Source organism: Streptomyces sp. NPDC058274 (assembly GCF_042881375.1).
GTDB lineage: Bacteria > Actinomycetota > Actinomycetes > Streptomycetales > Streptomycetaceae > Streptomyces.
Map to the genome: position 1 here is coordinate 111535 of NZ_JBHVXW010000019.1, position 16967 is coordinate 128501.

General features: G+C 70.0%; 12 protein-coding genes and 5 tRNA genes. 6 read left to right on the top strand and 11 right to left on the bottom strand.

The annotated features are described in order from the left end of the window. Positions 1-166: 166 nt before the first annotated feature. Both leuD and leuC read right to left on the bottom strand, forming a co-directional pair. Positions 167-760 carry a 3-isopropylmalate dehydratase small subunit gene (gene leuD, locus ACFVYF_RS29970; RefSeq protein ID WP_389460355.1) on the bottom strand — a complete coding sequence of 198 codons (594 nt, stop codon included), beginning with the start codon at positions 758-760 and terminating at the stop codon, positions 167-169. 6 nt (positions 761-766) lie between these two features. Then, positions 767-2197: a 3-isopropylmalate dehydratase large subunit gene (gene leuC, locus ACFVYF_RS29975; protein ID WP_389460357.1), complete on the bottom strand. Its 1431-nt coding sequence runs from the start codon at positions 2195-2197 to the stop codon at positions 767-769. A 190-nt stretch (positions 2198-2387) separates the two neighbouring features. On the opposite strand from leuC, the gene ndgR reads away from it, so the two are divergent. Continuing rightward, positions 2388-3104, top strand: coding sequence for an IclR family transcriptional regulator NdgR (gene ndgR, locus ACFVYF_RS29980; protein WP_028806673.1), 717 nt, complete (start codon positions 2388-2390; stop codon positions 3102-3104). 203 nt (positions 3105-3307) lie between these two features. Here ndgR and ACFVYF_RS29985 read toward each other — a convergent pair. From ACFVYF_RS29985 to ACFVYF_RS30025, 9 genes are all read right to left on the bottom strand, one after another. Beyond that, a tRNA-Glu gene (locus ACFVYF_RS29985) sits at positions 3308-3380 on the bottom strand. Between the two features lie 20 nt (positions 3381-3400). Then, a tRNA-Gln gene (locus tag ACFVYF_RS29990) sits at positions 3401-3472 on the bottom strand. A gap of 27 nt (positions 3473-3499) precedes the next feature. Next, a tRNA-Glu gene (locus tag ACFVYF_RS29995) sits at positions 3500-3572 on the bottom strand. Positions 3573-3634: 62 nt separating this feature from the next. Beyond that, a tRNA-Glu gene (locus tag ACFVYF_RS30000) sits at positions 3635-3707 on the bottom strand. 41 nt (positions 3708-3748) lie between these two features. Further along, positions 3749-3820: transfer RNA gene (locus ACFVYF_RS30005), tRNA-Gln, on the bottom strand. 91 nt (positions 3821-3911) lie between these two features. After that, positions 3912-4646 (bottom strand): HAD family hydrolase, encoded by a 735-nt coding sequence (locus tag ACFVYF_RS30010; RefSeq protein ID WP_389460359.1) that lies wholly within the window; start codon positions 4644-4646, stop codon positions 3912-3914. Between the two features lie 107 nt (positions 4647-4753). Beyond that, a complete protein-coding gene (gene gltX, locus ACFVYF_RS30015; RefSeq protein ID WP_389460361.1) occupies positions 4754-6229 on the bottom strand; it encodes a glutamate--tRNA ligase in 1476 nt (491 codons plus the stop codon). Then, positions 6222-6998, bottom strand: a complete 777-nt coding sequence (locus tag ACFVYF_RS30020) for a fumarylacetoacetate hydrolase family protein (RefSeq protein ID WP_389460363.1) — start codon at positions 6996-6998, stop codon at positions 6222-6224. Before ACFVYF_RS30020 ends, gltX begins: the two co-directional genes overlap by 8 nt. 198 nt (positions 6999-7196) lie before the next feature. Beyond that, complete coding sequence (locus ACFVYF_RS30025; RefSeq protein WP_389460365.1) at positions 7197-7385, bottom strand: hypothetical protein; 189 nt, start codon at positions 7383-7385, stop codon at positions 7197-7199. Between the two features lie 594 nt (positions 7386-7979). Here ACFVYF_RS30025 and ACFVYF_RS30030 point away from each other — a divergent pair. The 5 genes from ACFVYF_RS30030 (at position 7980) to ACFVYF_RS30050 (ending at position 16960) form a co-directional block, all read left to right on the top strand. Further along, complete coding sequence (locus tag ACFVYF_RS30030) at positions 7980-11864, top strand: nitrate- and nitrite sensing domain-containing protein (RefSeq protein ID WP_389460367.1); 3885 nt, start codon at positions 7980-7982, stop codon at positions 11862-11864. A 9-nt stretch (positions 11865-11873) separates the two neighbouring features. Next, complete coding sequence (locus ACFVYF_RS30035; RefSeq protein WP_010984127.1) at positions 11874-12287, top strand: roadblock/LC7 domain-containing protein; 414 nt, start codon at positions 11874-11876, stop codon at positions 12285-12287. 111 nt (positions 12288-12398) lie between these two features. Continuing rightward, positions 12399-12797, top strand: a complete 399-nt coding sequence (locus tag ACFVYF_RS30040) for a DUF742 domain-containing protein (protein ID WP_389460369.1) — start codon at positions 12399-12401, stop codon at positions 12795-12797. After that, positions 12778-13356, top strand: a complete 579-nt coding sequence (locus ACFVYF_RS30045) for an ATP/GTP-binding protein (RefSeq protein ID WP_383281597.1) — start codon at positions 12778-12780, stop codon at positions 13354-13356. Before ACFVYF_RS30040 ends, ACFVYF_RS30045 begins: the two co-directional genes overlap by 20 nt. 364 nt (positions 13357-13720) lie before the next feature. Next, positions 13721-16960: a nitrate- and nitrite sensing domain-containing protein gene (locus ACFVYF_RS30050; protein ID WP_389460371.1), complete on the top strand. Its 3240-nt coding sequence runs from the start codon at positions 13721-13723 to the stop codon at positions 16958-16960. Positions 16961-16967 lie beyond the last annotated feature (7 nt).

Consider the following 16967-nt stretch of genomic DNA (forward strand, 5'->3'; position numbering starts at 1 on the left):
GCCAAAGTCCGCCGTAACGTGGGCAGTTGACGGCTCCGGCGGCGAGCGGCGCGGCCACCCGGAGGCAGATACAGCTGTACCCCCAACCGTCCACGATTGGGGGTACAGAGGGGTGTTGCGGTGGCTGAAATCAGCCGTGCGATCGCCCGTGCGGGGCGCTCGCGCGTCAGACCTGCACGGTCTGCGGCTTGTAGGCGGGGCGCTTGGCCTCGTACGCGGCGATGTCGCCCTCGTTCTGGAGGGTGATGGAGATGTCGTCCAGGCCGTTCAGCAGCCGCCAGCGGGCGTTCTCGTCGAGTTCGAAGGAGGCGGTGACGCCCTCGGCGCGCACCTCGCGGGCCTCCAGGTCGACGGTGACCTCGGCCGCCGGGTCGCGCTCCGTCAGCTCCTGCAGCGCGTCCACGATCTTCTGCTCCAGAACCACGGTGAGCAGGCCGTTCTTGAGCGAGTTGCCGCGGAAGATGTCGGCGAAGCGGGAGGAGATGACGGCCTTGAAGCCGTAGTTCTGCAGCGCCCAGACCGCGTGCTCGCGCGAGGAACCGGTGCCGAAGTCGGGTCCGGCGACCAGCACCGTGGCGCCCTTGCGCTCGGGCTGGTTGAGGACGAAGGACGGATCCTTGCGCCAGGCCTCGAAAAGGCCGTCCTCGAAGCCGTCCCTGGTCACCTTCTTGAGCCAGTGAGCAGGGATGATCTGGTCGGTGTCCACATTGCTGCGGCGCAGCGGGACAACCCGGCCGGTGTGCGTGGTGAATGCTTCCATGACTGATCAGACTCCAGCGGGCGTACGAGCTTCGGCGTCGGACAGGTCGGCCGGCGAGGCCAGATGGCCCAGCACGGCGGTGGCGGCGGCGACCTGCGGCGAGACCAGATGCGTACGGCCGCCCTTGCCCTGCCTGCCCTCGAAGTTGCGGTTGGAGGTGGACGCGGAGCGCTCACCGGGGGCCAGCTGGTCGGGGTTCATGCCCAGGCACATCGAGCAGCCCGCGTGCCGCCATTCGGCGCCGGCCTCCTTGAAAACCACGTCCAGACCCTCGGAAACGGCCTGCAGACCGACCCGCGCGGAGCCGGGGACGACCAGCATCCGTACCCCGTCGGCGACTTTGCGGCCCTCGACGATCGCGGCCACGGCACGCAGGTCCTCGATACGGCCGTTGGTGCACGAACCTACGAAGACGGTGTCGACCTTGATGTCGCGCAGCGGCTGTCCGGCGCTCAACCCCATGTATTCCAGGGCCTTTTCGGCGGCGAAGCGCTCCGAAGCGTCTTCGTACGAAGCGGGATCGGGGACGGATGCCGAAAGCGGCGCGCCCTGGCCCGGGTTGGTGCCCCAGGTGACGAACGGCGCCAGCGCGGTGGCGTCGATGACGACCTCCGCGTCGAATTCCGCGTCGTCGTCGGACTTCAGGGTCTTCCAGTACGCCACCGCGGCGTCCCAGTCCTCGCCCTGGGGGGCGTGGGCGCGGCCCTTGATGTACTCGAAGGTGGTCTCGTCCGGGGCGATCATTCCGGCCCGGGCGCCCGCCTCGATCGACATGTTGCAGATGGTCATCCGGGCTTCCATCGAGAGCTTCTCGATGGCCGAGCCGCGGTATTCCAGGATGTAGCCCTGGCCGCCGCCGGTGCCGATCCGGGTGATGATCGCCAGGATCAGGTCCTTGGCGGTGACGTCCTCGGGCAGCTCGCCGTCGACGGTGATGGCCATGGTCTTGGGGCGGGCCAGCGGCAGCGTCTGGGTGGCCAGCACATGCTCGACCTGCGAGGTGCCGATGCCGAACGCCAGCGCGCCGAAGGCGCCGTGCGTGGAGGTGTGCGAGTCGCCGCAGACCACGGTGGTGCCCGGCTGGGTCAGGCCCAGCTGCGGTCCCACGACGTGGACGACGCCCTGCTCGACGTCGCCCAGGGAGTGCAGCCGTACGCCGAACTCCGCGCAGTTCTTGCGCAGCGTCTCCAGCTGGACCCGGGAGACCGGGTCCGCGATGGGCTTGTCGATGTCGAGGGTCGGGGTGTTGTGATCCTCGGTGGCGATGGTGAGGTCGAGACGGCGCACGGGTCGCCCGGCCTGGCGGAGGCCGTCGAAGGCCTGCGGGCTGGTCACCTCGTGCAGGAGGTGCAGATCGATGAAGAGGAGGTCGGGCTCGCCCTCGGCGCGCCGGACGACATGGTCGTCCCAGACCTTCTCCGCGAGTGTCCTACCCATCGCTTTCCCTCCGGCCGGCCTGTGTGGCGCCGGCCCAACTAGAGATTTCCGGGGCGGCAGCGTTCGTACCCCTCGTACCGGACGTCTTCCGCCGGGCCCGTTGGTCCTCGGGCCGCTGTGTCTACAAGGGTGGCGCGTTCCCGGGAAAATTGAACTTGCGTTTCACAGAGTGAGACGCGAGTATCGTTTCATGGACAACAGTAGCGGCGTAGGAGTTCTGGACAAGGCAGCCCTTGTCCTGAGCGCCCTGGAGTCCGGTCCGGCCACCCTCGCAGGGTTGGTCGCGGCGACCGGGCTGGCACGACCCACGGCACATCGCCTCGCCGTGGCCTTGGAACACCACCGCATGGTGGCGCGCGACATGCAGGGCCGTTTCATTCTCGGCCCCCGGCTCGCCGAGCTCGCGGCGGCGGCCGGCGAGGACCGCCTGCTGGCGACGGCGGGACCGGTGCTCACGCATCTGCGGGACATCACGGGCGAGAGCGCGCAGCTCTACCGCCGCCAGGGCGACATGCGCATCTGCGTCGCCGCGGCCGAGCGCCTGTCCGGCCTTCGGGACACCGTCCCGGTCGGCTCCACGCTCACCATGAAGGCCGGCTCCTCGGCCCAGATCCTGATGGCCTGGGAGGAGCCGGAGCGCCTGCACCGCGGCCTCCAGGGCGCCCGTTTCACGGCGACGGCCCTCTCGGGCGTACGGCGCCGGGGCTGGGCCCAGTCGATCGGCGAGCGCGAGCCGGGCGTCGCGTCCGTCTCCGCCCCCGTCCGCGGCCCGTCGAACCGCGTGGTCGCCGCGGTCTCGGTCTCCGGACCGATCGAGCGCCTGACCCGCCACCCGGGCCGGATGCACGCCCAGGCGGTCATCGACGCCGCCGGCCGCCTCTCCGAGGCCCTGCGCCGCACGGGCTGACCCGCGCCGGGGAGAGGGCCGCCTCAACGCCGCGGCAGGCCCTCCCCCGGACGGCGAACGCCGGACGACGCACGACGGATTACGGACGACGGGCGACGCATCGCGGATGCCGCACGGCGGATGATGAACTCACCGCGCCGCACACGGAGTTGACGCACAAAAAACGATGGCCCCTCACCGAAGTGAGGGGCCATCGATGCGCGTACCCCCGACCGGATTCGAACCGGCGCTACCGCCTTGAGAGGGCGGCGTGCTAGGCCGCTACACAACGGGGGCAAGGACCACAAGTGATCCAGCTGGGCTACCAGGACTCGAACCTAGAACAACGGAACCAGAAACCGTCGTGTTGCCAATTACACCATAGCCCAATGGTGGTCTAGACCAGACCATCCAAGTACCCCCGACCGGATTCGAACCGGCGCTACCGCCTTGAGAGGGCGGCGTGCTAGGCCGCTACACAACGGGGGCCCTAGCGATCCTGCATGAGAGTCAGCGGGTGCGACCCGGACTGTCCCCCTGGGAAGGATCTGTACCCCCGACCGGATTCGAACCGGCGCTACCGCCTTGAGAGGGCGGCGTGCTAGGCCGCTACACAACGGGGGCCTTGCAGAGTTGGCCTCTGCGATGCAGATAAGCTCTGCGAGCTGGCCTACCAGGACTCGAACCTAGACTAACGGAACCAGAAACCGTCGTGCTGCCAATTACACCATAGGCCACTGAAACGCAACCCCCTACGGGGATTCTGTTTTAGTTTGCGCCTCCGGGTTCCGGCCTTTCGGCCCGCTCTCCGGCGGCGCAGGAAGAACATTACCCGAAGGTGGACGGCGCTCCAAAACGGGTATCCGCGCCGAGGATCGCGGGGAGTTCGGCCAGCGAGGCGATCCGGCGCGGGCCGCCGGACGCGGCGACCGTGACGGTGTGAGCGCTGTCACGGTCGATCCAGATCGAGAGCAGCCCGGCGTCGGAGGCACCGCGGCCGTCGATCTCCGGATGGTCACCGACGTACGCGACCTGGTGCGGGGGCAGCCCGAGCGCGTCGCAGGCCGCGTGGAACGCCTCCGCGGCGGGCTTGGAGACACCGAGCTCGGCCGCGCACAGGATCGCCTCGAAGCGGTCGTGCACACCGAGGACGCGCAGCTTGCGATCCTGCACCAGGAGACTGGAGTTGGACAGGACCGCGTGCCGGTGGGTGCCGGCCAGGGCGTCCAGGACGGGCAGTACGTCGGGGAAGAGGGCCCAGACCGCTTCGTAGTGGGCGAGATAGCGGTCGAACCAGGCGTCGGCCTCGGCGTCGGTCAGCGACCGTCCGAGGAAGACGCGAACGCGGTCGCGGCGCTGGCCCACCCAGTCGGTCTCGCCCGCCGAGAACCGCGCCCACTGCTGGTCGGTGATCTCCCGCCAGCGCGCGAGGCCGCGCTCGACGGTCTCGTACCGCTCCAGGAGTCCCTCGGCCGCCAGATGCCTGCGCATCCCCGCCCGGTCGGCGGCCGTGTAGTCGAAGAGCGTGTCGTCGATGTCCCAGACCACGGCCCTGATGCTCATGAGCCGACGGTAACTCCGGACGGGCGTCCGTGTCCGCCGCTCGTACGGGAACGAAACAGGGGCGGCGTCCGGTCCGGACGCCGCCCCTGTTCGCACAGGTCGTACGGTTACGCGGCCAGCTTGGCCAGGGCCGCGTCGACGCGGGCCAGGGTCTTCTCCTTGCCCAGGATCTCCAGGGACTCGAAGAGCGGCAGGCCGATCGTGCGGCCGGTGACGGCGACCCGGACCGGGGCCTGGGCCTTGCCGAGCTTCAGACCGTGCTCCTCGCCGGCGGCCAGGACGGCCTCCTTGAGGGACTCGGCCGAGGACCAGTCGGCGGCCGCCAGCTTCTCGCGGGCCGTGCGCAGCAGGGCGTCGCTGCCCTCCTTCATGGCCTTCGTCCAGGACGCCTCGTCGAAGACCGGCTCCGGGAGGAACAGGAAGTCGACGTTGTCCGTGATCTCGGAGAGGACCTTGAGGCGGGTCTGGGCGTGCGGTGCGATCGCGTCGAAGAGGGACTGGTCGAAGTCCGCCTCGGCCCAGGGGGCGAACGGGGGCTTCAGCCACGGCGCGCAGCGCTCCGCGAAGTCCTTCACGTCGAGCAGCCGGATGTGGTCGGCGTTGATCGCCTCGGCCTTCTTCAGGTCGAAGCGGGCCGGGTTGGGGTTCACGTCCGCGACGTCGAACGCGGCGACCATCTCGTCGATGCCGAAGATGTCGCGGTCGGCGGCGAGCGACCAGCCCAGCAGGGAGAGGTAGTTGAGCAGGCCCTCGGGGAGGAAACCGCGCTCCCGGTAGAGGTTCAGCGACGACTCCGGGTCACGCTTGGAGAGTTTCTTGTTGCCCTCGCCCATGACGTACGGCAGGTGGCCGAAGGCCGGGGTCTCCTTGGCGATGCCCAGCTCGGTCAGCGCCTTGTAGAGGGCGATCTGCCGCGGGGTGGAGGAGAGCAGGTCCTCGCCGCGCAGGACGTGGGTGATCTCCATCAGGGCGTCGTCGACGGGGTTCACGAGCGTGTAGAGCGGGGCTCCGTTGGCTCGTACGATCCCGTAGTCCGGGACGTTCTCCGGGAGGTAGGTGATCTCGCCGCGGACCAGGTCCGTGAAGGTGATCGCCTCGTCGGGCATGCGGAAGCGGACGATCGGGGTGCGTCCCTCGGCCTCGTACGCGGCCTTCTGCCCGGCGGTCAGCTCGCGGCAGTGGCCGTCGTACCCGGAGGGCTTGCCGGCGGCGCGGGCGGCGTCGCGGCGGGCGTCCAGCTCCTCGGTGGAGCAGTAGCAGTAGTACGCGTGCCCGGCGTCCAGGAGCTTCTGCGCGACGTCCTTGTAGAGGTCCATGCGCTGCGACTGGCGGTACGGCGCGTGCGGGCCGCCGACCTCGGGGCCCTCGTCCCAGTCGAAGCCCAGCCAGCGCATCGAGTCGAGCAGCTGCTGGTACGACTCCTCGGAGTCGCGGGCCGCGTCGGTGTCCTCGATGCGGAAGACCAGAGTGCCTTCGTTGTGCCGGGCGAACGCCCAGTTGAACAGGGCGGTGCGGACCAGGCCCACGTGGGGGTTGCCGGTCGGGGACGGACAGAAACGTACGCGGACGTTCGCGTTAGCCACGCTTGATCACCCTGTTGGTGAGAGTGCCGATGCCTTCGATGGTGACGGCGACCTCGTCGCCGACGTTCAGGGGGCCGACCCCAGCCGGGGTGCCCGTGAGGATCACGTCGCCAGGGAGCAGCGTCATGGCCTCGGTGATGTTGACGATCAGATCCTCGATCGAGTGGATCATCTCGCTGGTGCGGCCGAGCTGGCGCTGCTGCCCGTTGACCGTGAGCTGGATGGTGAGGTCGCTCGGGTCGAGGTCCGTCTCCACCCAGGGGCCGAGCGGGCAGGAGGTGTCGAAGCCCTTGGCCCGCGCCCACTGCTTCTCGCGCTTCTGGACGTCACGCGCGGTGATGTCGTTGGCGCAGGTGTAGCCGAGGATGACGTCCTTGACGCGCTCGCGCGGGACCTCGCGGCACATGCGGCCGATGACGACCGCCAGCTCCGCCTCGTGGTGCAGGTCGTCCGAGAAGGAGGGGTAGGCGATCTCGTCGCCGGAGCCGATCACGGAGGTCGACGGCTTGAAGAAGGCGAACGGGGCGTCGGGCACCTCGTTGCCCAGCTCCTTGGCGTGGTCCGCGTAGTTGCGGCCGAAGGCCACGACCTTGTTCGGGAGCACGGGCGGCAGCAGCCGGACCTTGCTCAGCGGGACCTTCGTACCGGAGAGCTCGAAGTCCGTGAACGGGATGCCCTTGATGATGTCGAGGACGAGCTCGTCCGGCTTGTCGCCCTCGACCGCGCCGAACGCGACGTTGCCGTCGATGGAGAATCTGGCGATGCGCACGGGATCGTTGCGCCCCTCACTGAGCTGGCTGGAGTCTGACGCTCCAGGCTAACGCGGCAAGGGGCGGGCGCCTCGCGCAGATCCGCGGGGGCCGGCCCACCGGAGTGACGCGGGCACCCGGCCGGAGCGGGCGGACTGCCGTCGCCGGGTGGCCGGAGTGCGGTCGCCCGAGTGAGCGGACCGCGGTCCGGGCGCGTACTACTCCGCGAAGGCCACCGCGACGGGGGCTTCCATCAGGACGGTGCGACGGGGATTGGCGGTCTGCATGGGAAGGTCGACGGAGTGCTCCGGCTGCTCCGGCGTCTGCAGCTCCTCGGAGTCGGTGAGGTGCGCCAGCGTCGTGCGCCGCGGGTTGGCTATGTTGTGGAACATCATCGTCGTCTTCACTGTTGTTCGTGACCTTGTCGGTGCGGGCGCCGGGCGGGCCCCAAGGGCCGTCGCACAAGCGCTGGTTGTCGGATTCGCCATCCCTGTAAAGCGTCAGGCTAAACATCCAATTCCCTGGCGAGGACGTGAAGACGCCATGATTTCCGTGTGAGTTTGCTCACGGCGTAGTGGGCAAAACGGTCAATTCAGGCCCCCACCTCACCCCGGCGAAACGGACATTGCTCTACTGAAGGTCGCATTCCGCTCCTGATCATGTCGACTGGGACACCCGCCCCTGCCCGGCGGTTCGTAGGCATGCGCCCCATATGGACGGGGTCGCTTTCTACGTCTCGTGACGCGCCACTCACAAGGTGTCACGGAGGTCACAGCCTGACACTCGGGCCTTGTTGGAGATCCGGCACTGTGCTGGAATTCCACGGACCGCCGCGGGATCGATCCGGCGCGCAAGGGCGCAACGCAGCGCCGGGTGGCGGCGGAAAGGGGGAGCAGCGCCGGTCACTCACGACCACCAGGGGGCGCACTGCGCCCCTGAACGACGCCGACACCGCCTCGCCGTTTCACGGAGAGGCGCCTGGTCCAGAGGTTGCGACGCTAGTGCAGGGACGTTTCAAGAGGGATGGCAGCGCTTCGGCGGAGTCGGAGCCGCACGGCGGGACTGGCCCGATGGCAGCCGGCTCCTCGCCCCAGCACGCCCAGAACCAGGGACCGGGAGAGACCGGCGGCAGCGGTGAGCGTTCCGCGCGCTCCGGCACGGCGGGTTCCGCCAAGCCGGCCGCGAAGCCGCAGGGCCCGGAAGGCCCCGGCTCGCGAATAGCGCTGCGCAACTGGCGTATTTCCACCCGTCTGGTGTCGCTGCTCGCGCTCCCCGTGGTCGCCGCGACCTCGCTCGGCGCGCTGCGCATCAACCAGTCCATGGACTCCATCCAGCAGCTCGACAACATGAAGCTGCTGACGGACATGACCAAGCAGGCGACCGAGCTCGCGGCCGCGCTCCAGGACGAGCGCGACCAGTCGGCCGGTCCGCTCACGCACGGCGCCACACCCTCCGACTTCACCGTCAAGGGCGTCCGCGAGAAGACGGACACCGCCCGCACCGCGTTCCTCCAGGGCACCCAGGAGATCGACGACGCGAGCGGGAACGGCCAGCTGACCGGCGTCCGCGACAGCATCGTGGGTATCGCGAGCGAGCTGGGCAGCCTCAGCACGGTCCGCAACAACGCCTTCAACGACCCCAAGAACTCCACGCAGACCGTCGAGGCGTACCACCGCCTGATCTCCCAGCTGCTCGACCTCTCGCAGGACATGGCCGAGGCGACCAGCAACCCGGACATGATCCAGCGCACCCGCGCGCTGTCGGCCTTCTCCACCGCCAAGGAGTACGCCTCCGTCCAGCGCGCCGTCATCGCGGCCGCGCTGCCCGCGAGCGACACGACGTTCGGCTCGCTGTCCGAGAACGACCGGCAGTACGCGCTCTCCGCGGAGAGCAGCCAGAAGTCCGAACTCGAAAGCTTCGACAACATCTACGGCGACGGCGCCGAGGACCTGACGAAGCCCATCGACGGCAACAACCCGACGATCGTCGCCGCGGACACCTACGCGGACCGGGTGCTCGGCACGGACAGCGGTATGCGCTCGCAGGACAAGCGCTCGTACAAGGACTGGGTCGACGACGACTCGGCCAAGATCGAGCAGATGTCCAAGATCGAGCTCACCCTGCTCAACCAGATGGAGCAGAAGGCCCGTGAGCTGCGCAGCGAGTCCGAGCGCGAAGCGATCATCTCCGGTGCGCTGATCCTGCTCGTCCTCGGTGTCTCGCTCGTCGGCGCCTTCGTCGTGGCCCGGTCCATGATCCGCTCGCTGCGCCGCCTCCAGGACACCGCGACCAAGGTCGCCCAGGACCGGCTGCCCGAGCTGGTCAAGCAGCTCTCGGAGTCGGACCCGCAGGACGTCGACACCTCCGTCGAGTCGGTCGGTGTGCACTCCCGGGACGAGATCGGCCAGGTGGCCGCGGCCTTCGACGACGTGCACCGCGAGGCCGTCCGGCTCGCCGCCGAGCAGGCCCTCCTGCGAGGCAACGTCAACGCGATGTTCACCAACCTCTCGCGCCGCTCGCAGGGCCTCATCCAGCGCCAGCTCTCGCTCATCTCCGAGCTGGAGTCGCGCGAGGCCGACCCGGACCAGCTGTCCTCGCTGTTCAAGCTCGACCACCTCGCGACCCGTATGCGCCGTAACGGCGAGAACCTCCTCGTGCTCGCCGGTGAAGAGCCCGGCCGCCGCTGGACCCGCCCGGTCCCGCTGGTCGACGTGCTCCGCGCCGCCGCCTCCGAGGTGGAGCAGTACGAGCGCATCGAGCTGTCCTCCGTGCCGACCACCGAAGTGGCCGGCCGTGTGGTCAACGACCTCGTGCACCTGCTCGCCGAGCTGCTCGAGAACGCGACCTCGTTCTCCTCGCCGCAGACCAAGGTCAAGGTCACCGGTCACGCGCTGCCCGACGGCCGCGTGCTGATCGAGATCCACGACACCGGTATCGGCCTCTCCCCCGAGGACCTCGCGGCGATCAACGAGCGGCTCGCCTCGCCGCCCACCGTGGACGTCTCCGTCTCCCGCCGCATGGGTCTGTTCGTGGTCGGCCGGCTGTCGCAGCGCCACGGCATCCGCATTCAGCTGCGCCCGTCCGACTCCGGCGGTACGACCGCGCTCGTCATGCTCCCCGTCGATGTCGCCCAGGGCGGCAAGAAGATTCCGGGCAACAAGGCGGGCCAGGGTGCCCCCGGTGTCGGCGGTCCGGCCGCCGCGCAGGCAGCCGCCGGTGTCGCCGCGGCACGCCGCGGCGCCCAGTCGGGCGGCCCGGCCCTCGGTGGCGCTCCCGCCGCCGGCGGCGGGCTCCTCGGCGCCCCGCCGCAGCGCGGCCAGGTGGGCGCGGGCCAGGGTCCGCGGGCCGCACTGCCCGGCAGCAACCAGGGCGGTCGCCCCGGAGCACCGGGTGGCGCGCGTGGACCGCAGGGTCTGCCGCCCCAGGGCAACCCGTCGCAGGGCAGGCCGGCTCCGGCCGGCGCCGGTGGCTACGGCCAGAGCGCGCCGGGCGCCCCGCAGGGTCTGCAGGCCGCCGGGACCGGCGTGCCCCAGGGCTACAACGAGCCCGGAACCGGCACCCGCCGGGGCGGGTTCGGCGACGGTGGATCCGGTACCCAGCAGGGCGGGTTCGGCGACGGAGGGTCCGGTACGCACCAGGGCAACCCCGCGGCCGCAGCCCCGCAGCAGCCCAAGGAGTCCCGTCGCCGCAGGCCGCAGCTGCCCGGCCGCGGTGGTGCGCGCGCCGAGCTGCCCGGTGGCAACCCGCAGCAGCGCGTGCCGAGCTGGAGCGACGAGAACGCCCAGCCGCCGGTGCCGCGCGCCTCGCTCGACACCCCGCGTGGCCACGATGAGCCGGACTCCCCGTCCTCGACCTCGCGGATGCCGCGCGTCGACGACCGCCAGGGCCCCGGTGCGACCTCGGAGATCCCCCGGATCGACGACCGCCAGGGCCCCGGCTCCACCTCGGAGTTCGCGCGCCCCGACTACAACGCCCAGCGCCCCGGCACGGCCGCCCCGCAGAACACCGGCGGGTTCGTCCGCCCGGACGTCTTCGGCACGCCGAACCAGCCCTCGCCGTCCTCGACAGGCCAGTTCGCGGCCCCCGGTTACGGCGCCTCCCAGGACCCCTCGTCCACCGGCCAGTTCGCGATGCCGGGCAACGGCAACCGCCAGGACCCCTCCAACACCGGCCAGTTCGCGGCGCCGGGCAACGGCAACCGCCAGGACCCGTCGTCCACCGGCCAGTTCGAGCGGCCGGGGGCCGGCAACGCGGGCGACTTCGGTGCGCCTCGTCAGCCGTACCCCCAGCGCCAGCAGGCGCCGCAGCAGCGACCCGTGCGTCCGCAGGAGCCCGAGGCGCTGCCGCCGGCGACGGGCCCCGGCGACGGGCGTACGCCGTTGTACGACACCCTGGAGACCAACTGGTTCCACCAGGGTCAGGACGGCCAGAGCACCGGTGGCCGGCCGGACGGAGTCCAGGGCGGCAACGGCACGCAGAGCAACGGCACCCGGCACAACGGCGCCCAGAGCGCCTCGCAGTCCTTCCAGCAGCAGGCGCCGCAGGCGCCGGTCGTACCTTCACGGCCGGCCGCCGCACCGGCCCCCGCACCCTCCTCCTGGCGCACCTCGCCGAACGACGACCTCGTCCGGCAGGCAGAGCGCGTCCGTCAGCCGTCGGCGGGCGGGGTCACCACCTCCGGCCTGCCGCGCCGGGTCCCGCGGGCGAACCTCGTCGCGGGCACGGCTCAGCAGCAACAGCACCAGCCCGGTCCGCAGGTCTCGCGTGCGCCCGATGACGTACGCGGCCGGCTGACCAATCTCCGTAGGGGCATCCAGCAGGGTCGCCAGGCCGGTACCGGCCAGACCGGCAGCTTCCCCAGCCCCACTCACCAGCAGGAGCACTAGTTGAGCCCGATGAGCCAGGCGGCACAGAACCTGAACTGGTTGATCACCAACTTCGTGGACAACACCCCCGGGGTGTCCCACACAGTGGTGGTCTCCGCCGACGGACTCCTTCTGGCCATGTCCGAAGGATTCCCGCGCGACCGCGCCGACCAGCTCGCGGCGGTCGCGTCCGGGCTCACCTCACTGACGGCCGGGGCATCCCGGATCTTCGAGGGTGGCACGGTGGCCCAGACGGTCGTCGAGATGGAACGCGGTTTTCTTTTCCTGATGTCCGTCTCGGACGGATCGTCGCTGGCGGTCCTCTCCCACCCCGAGTGCGACATCGGCCTTGTCGGCTACGAGATGGCACTGCTCGTCGACCGCGCGGGCGCTGTGCTCACGCCCGACCTGCGCGCCGAACTACAGGGCAGTCTGCTCCACTGACGTCTCTGGTTCCAGCGAACTCACGCAATCACCGTCCGGCCGCCACAATCCCCCCACCGGCCCTCTCTAGACGGCTCGACTGACCGACTTGCTGTCCCGCCCGGAGGATTCATGACCCCGCCCACCGCCTCTCATGATCCGTACGCACATACGTACGAGGAAGAGGGCGACCAGCCGCTGGTACGTCCGTACGCGATGACCGGCGGCCGGACCCGGCCGCGTTACCAGCTCGCCATCGAGGCGCTGATCAGCACGACGGCCGACCCGGCGCAGCTGATGGGGCTGCTCCCCGAGCACCAGCGAATATGCCACCTCTGCCGAGAGGTGAAGTCGGTGGCCGAGGTGTCGGCCCTGCTGTCCATGCCTCTGGGTGTGGCCAGGATTCTTGTCGCGGACCTCGCCGAGGCCGGACTCGTCGCCATCCACCAGCCTGGTGGCGACGAGAGCAACGGCGGCGCGCCGGACGTGACACTGCTCGAAAGGGTGCTCAGTGGACTTCGCAAGCTCTGACGGAGGGGGCCGCGCGACCACCTCCGCCAAGATCGTGGTGGCGGGTGGCTTCGGCGTCGGCAAGACCACGTTCGTGGGCGCCGTCTCCGAGATCAACCCGCTGCGCACCGAGGCCGTCATGACGTCCGCGTCCGCGGGCATCGACGACCTCACCCACACCGGGGACAAGACCACCACCACGGTGGCCATGGACTTCGGCCGCATCACCCTGGACCAGGACCTGATCCTGTACCTGTTCGGTACGCCGGGTCAGGACCGCTTCTGGTTCATGTGGGACGACCTGGTCCGCGGCGCCATCGGCGCGGTGGTCCTGGTGGACACCCGCAGGCTCGCCGACTGCTTCCCCGCGGTCGACTACTTCGAGAACTCGGGTCTGCCGTTCGTCATCGCCCTCAACGGCTTCGACGGACACCAGCCGTACAACCCCGACGAGGTGCGCGAGGCGCTCCAGATCGGCCCGGACGCACCGATCATCACGACGGACGCCCGGCACCGCGCCGACGCGAAAAGCGCTCTGATCACGCTGGTCGAGCACGCGCTGATGGCTCGCCTGCGGTAGCGGAGCGGTCACACAGCACTCAAGTCGGCAGCGCAATACGGAAGTTGTCGTAGATAACCTGGAGCCGACTGTGTCTTTTGACACGGTCGGCCTCAGTGTTCATAACGTTTCGACAGAGAAATCCACTGGCGCCGACACGCGTCGCGGTCAGTTGGTGTCACTGCGCTCATGGTTGCCCCGCCTTTTGGCGGGGCTCGCTCTTTATGCCCGTTTTATCTAGGGCCTGCATCACTCGGAATGTTCGGTTCCGAGTGTTTGGAAGAGCGCTGCCTGACGTGCTGGAATGCCTGAACTGCCCAGTAGACAAGGGCGCTGAGACACCGCGGCACAACGTAGGTGCCGACGCCGAGAGGTTGTTGGTCGAGTGAGGCGAAGCAAGAACGGTCCCGAGCCGTCGGCACGGGGCAACTTCACCCCGCCGCCGCGCGGAGCGGCGCCCGCACAAGTGTCCGGCCCGGAGCCCACTGCGGCGCCGGCTCCGAGCGGCGGACGTTTTTCCCCCCGCAACTGGCGCGTGCCGACCCGGCTGAACGCGATCCTGCTCATACCCGTGCTGGTCGGCCTGGTCATGGGCGGCTTCCAGGTGAAGGGCTCGGTCGACACCTGGCAGGAAGCCCAGGACGCCGAGAAGACCGCACGGCTCGTGCGGGCCTCGCTGACCTACGCCAACCAGCTCATCGAGGAGCGCGACGTCACCGCCGCTCCCCTGCTGTCCGGCGGCGGACAGAAGGACCCGACCGTCGTGAAGGCCCGGGCCGCCACGGACAAGGCCGCCGACGCATTCGACGAAGCCGCCCAGAACATGCCGCAGAAGGCTGGTCTGGAGCGCCGTCTCTCCCTCTTCCGCAAGGTCGAGCCCGGCCTGGACGGTCTGCGCAAGGCCGCGTACACCTCCAAGCTCCCCGGTGTGAAGACCGAGGAGAGCTATGTCCAGATCCAGCACCCGCTGATGGAGTTCGCCAACGAACTCGGTCTGGGCACCGGAAACATCACCAGCTACGGCCGCACCGTCTATGCGATCTCGCTGGCGAAGGCCGCGCTCTCCCTTGAGCGCTCCATCGGCATGCACCTGCTGGTCAAGCCCGGCCCCGGCGACGGCAGCCTGGCCAGCCAGCGGCTCGCCCTCTCCTCGTACGCGTACCTCGAAGGCATCTCCGTCGAGGAGTACGTCGGTGGTGGTACCGCGGAGGACGCGGCCACCCTCGACGCGGCCACCAAGAAGCTGAAGTCCGACGGCGCGGCCCAGGCCAAGGAGGCGGCCGCGGCCGCGGCGGCCAAGGGCCAGACCTACGTCCCGCCGCCGTCCGACCCCACCCAGATGGTCTCCGGGCTGGCCACCCTCCAGTCCACGGAGCCCGCCGCCCGCCAGACGCTCGCCGCGAAGGGCATCACCGCCGAGAACTGGTGGGCGGTCAACACGGGCAAGTTCAACGCCTACCGCACGATCGAGTCGAACCTCGCCGACAAGGCCGTGACGGAGGCCGCCGGCATCGCCGACGACGCCAAGCGGTCCACCTTCATCACCGGTGCCGCGGTCGTCGTCGCCCTGCTCGCCGCGTTCATCCTGGCCGGCATGGTGGCCCGCCAGATGAGCCGCTCCATGCGCCAGCTGCGCAACGCGGCGTTCAGCGTCGCCGAGCAGCGCCTGCCGATGCTGGTCGACCAGCTCTCGCGCACGGATCCGGGCCGCGTCGACACCCGGGTGCAGCCGATCCCGATCACCACCACGGACGAGATCGGCGAGGTCGCCCGCGCCTTCGACCAGGTCCACCGCGAGGCCGTCCGGCTCGCCGCCGAGCAGGCCCTCCTGCGAGGCAACATCAACGCGATCTTCACCAACCTCTCGCGCCGCAACCAGTCGCTGATCGAGGGCCAGCTGACCCTGATCACCGACCTGGAGAACAACGAGGCCGACCCGGACCAGCTGGAGAACCTCTTCCGGCTGGACCACCTGGCGACCCGTATGCGCCGCAACGGCGAGAACCTCCTGGTCCTCGCCGGTGAGGAGCCGGGCCGCCGCTGGGACCAGCCGGTGCCGCTGGTCGACGTGCTGCGTGCCGCCTCCTCCGAGGTGGAGCAGTACGAGCGCGTCGAACTGTCCGGTGTCCCGGAGGCCGAGATCCACGGCCGCGCCGTGACCGACCTCGTGCACCTGCTCGCCGAGCTCCTGGAGAACGCCACCACGTTCTCCTCCCCGCAGACCAAGGTCCGCGTCACCGCGACCCGGCTGCCGGACGGCCGCATCATGGTCGAGATCCACGACAAGGGCATCGGCCTCACCGCCGAGGACTTCGCGGACATCAACCACAAGCTGGCCAACCCGCCGACCGTGGACGTCGCGATCTCGCAGCGCATGGGCCTGTTCGTGGTCGGCCGGCTGTCCGACCGGCACGGCATCCGCGTCCAGCTGCGTCCCTCGGGCGAGCAGGCCGGTACGACCTCGCTCGTCATGCTCCCCGACGCGATCACCCATGGTGGTGGCGGCGAGCAGCAGCTCCAGCGCGACGAGTTCACCGTCTCGCAGATCATGCCGGAGCAGCAGTCCTTCCAGCCCGAGCCCTTCCAGGCCCAGGAGCCCCTGCGGACGGCCGCCGAGCTCGGCTTCGACGACAGCCGCTACACCGAGGTTCCCGACGACATCCGGGAGCTGGACCCCGTGGGCCGCTCGCTGATGCGTGAGGAGCGCCGCGCGGCCCTGGAGGCCCAGGCACAGGGCCAGGAGGCCATCGAGGCCCCCCGGTACCAGGACGACTTCGACGCGCAGCAGCCCGCCTACGACAACGGCCAGCCGTCCTACGACAGTCCGCAGCCGTCGTACGAGGCCGGAGCTGCCTACGACAACGGGCAGAGCCCCTACGAGGAGCAGCAGGCGGCGTACGACCAGCAGACGGCGTACGAGGGGCAGCAGCAGCCTGCGTACGACGAGACGTACTTCGCGCCGAACGGCGGCTATCCGGAACCCGCTTACGCGGAGCCGGCGCAGGACGAGCGCCCGGCCGGCCACACCGCCGCCCCGGAGACGTTCTCGGCCTTCGAAGAGCAGACCTACCAGGACGACTGGCCGCGCCAGGACAGCTACCAGAGTGGGTACCGGTCCGATTACGCTCCGGAAACGGAATCCACACAGGCCGCTGACGCAAGTGAGCAGGACCGCGTAGGCTTCACCCGTCCGGGTCCGGCCCCTTCCGCCGCCCACGCGCTGACCGATGCCGGGCTGCCCCGCCGCGGATCCACCGCGAGCGGCAATGACGGCCGACAGCGCGCGGCCCAGGATCCGGCTCCGGCCCCGGCCCCGGTCGCGCAGAGCAACGGTGACTGGCGCTCGTCGAACGACGACCGGTGGCAGCGCGCCGAACAGCTCAAGAAGCCGAAGGCGGGCGGGGTCACCTCGTCCGGTCTGCCGCGGCGGGTACCCAAGGCCAACCTGGTCGAGGGCACCGCGGAATCGACCCCTCAGGGCGGCCCCCAGGTCTCCCGCGCTCCCGAGGACGTCCGGGGCAGGCTGAGCAACCTGCGCCGGGGCGTGCAGCGGGGGCGGAACGCAGGCAGTGAGACGAACGGCCAGGGCCTCGGCCCTGACAGCACCTACAACCAGGAGCGTTAGTGTGAGC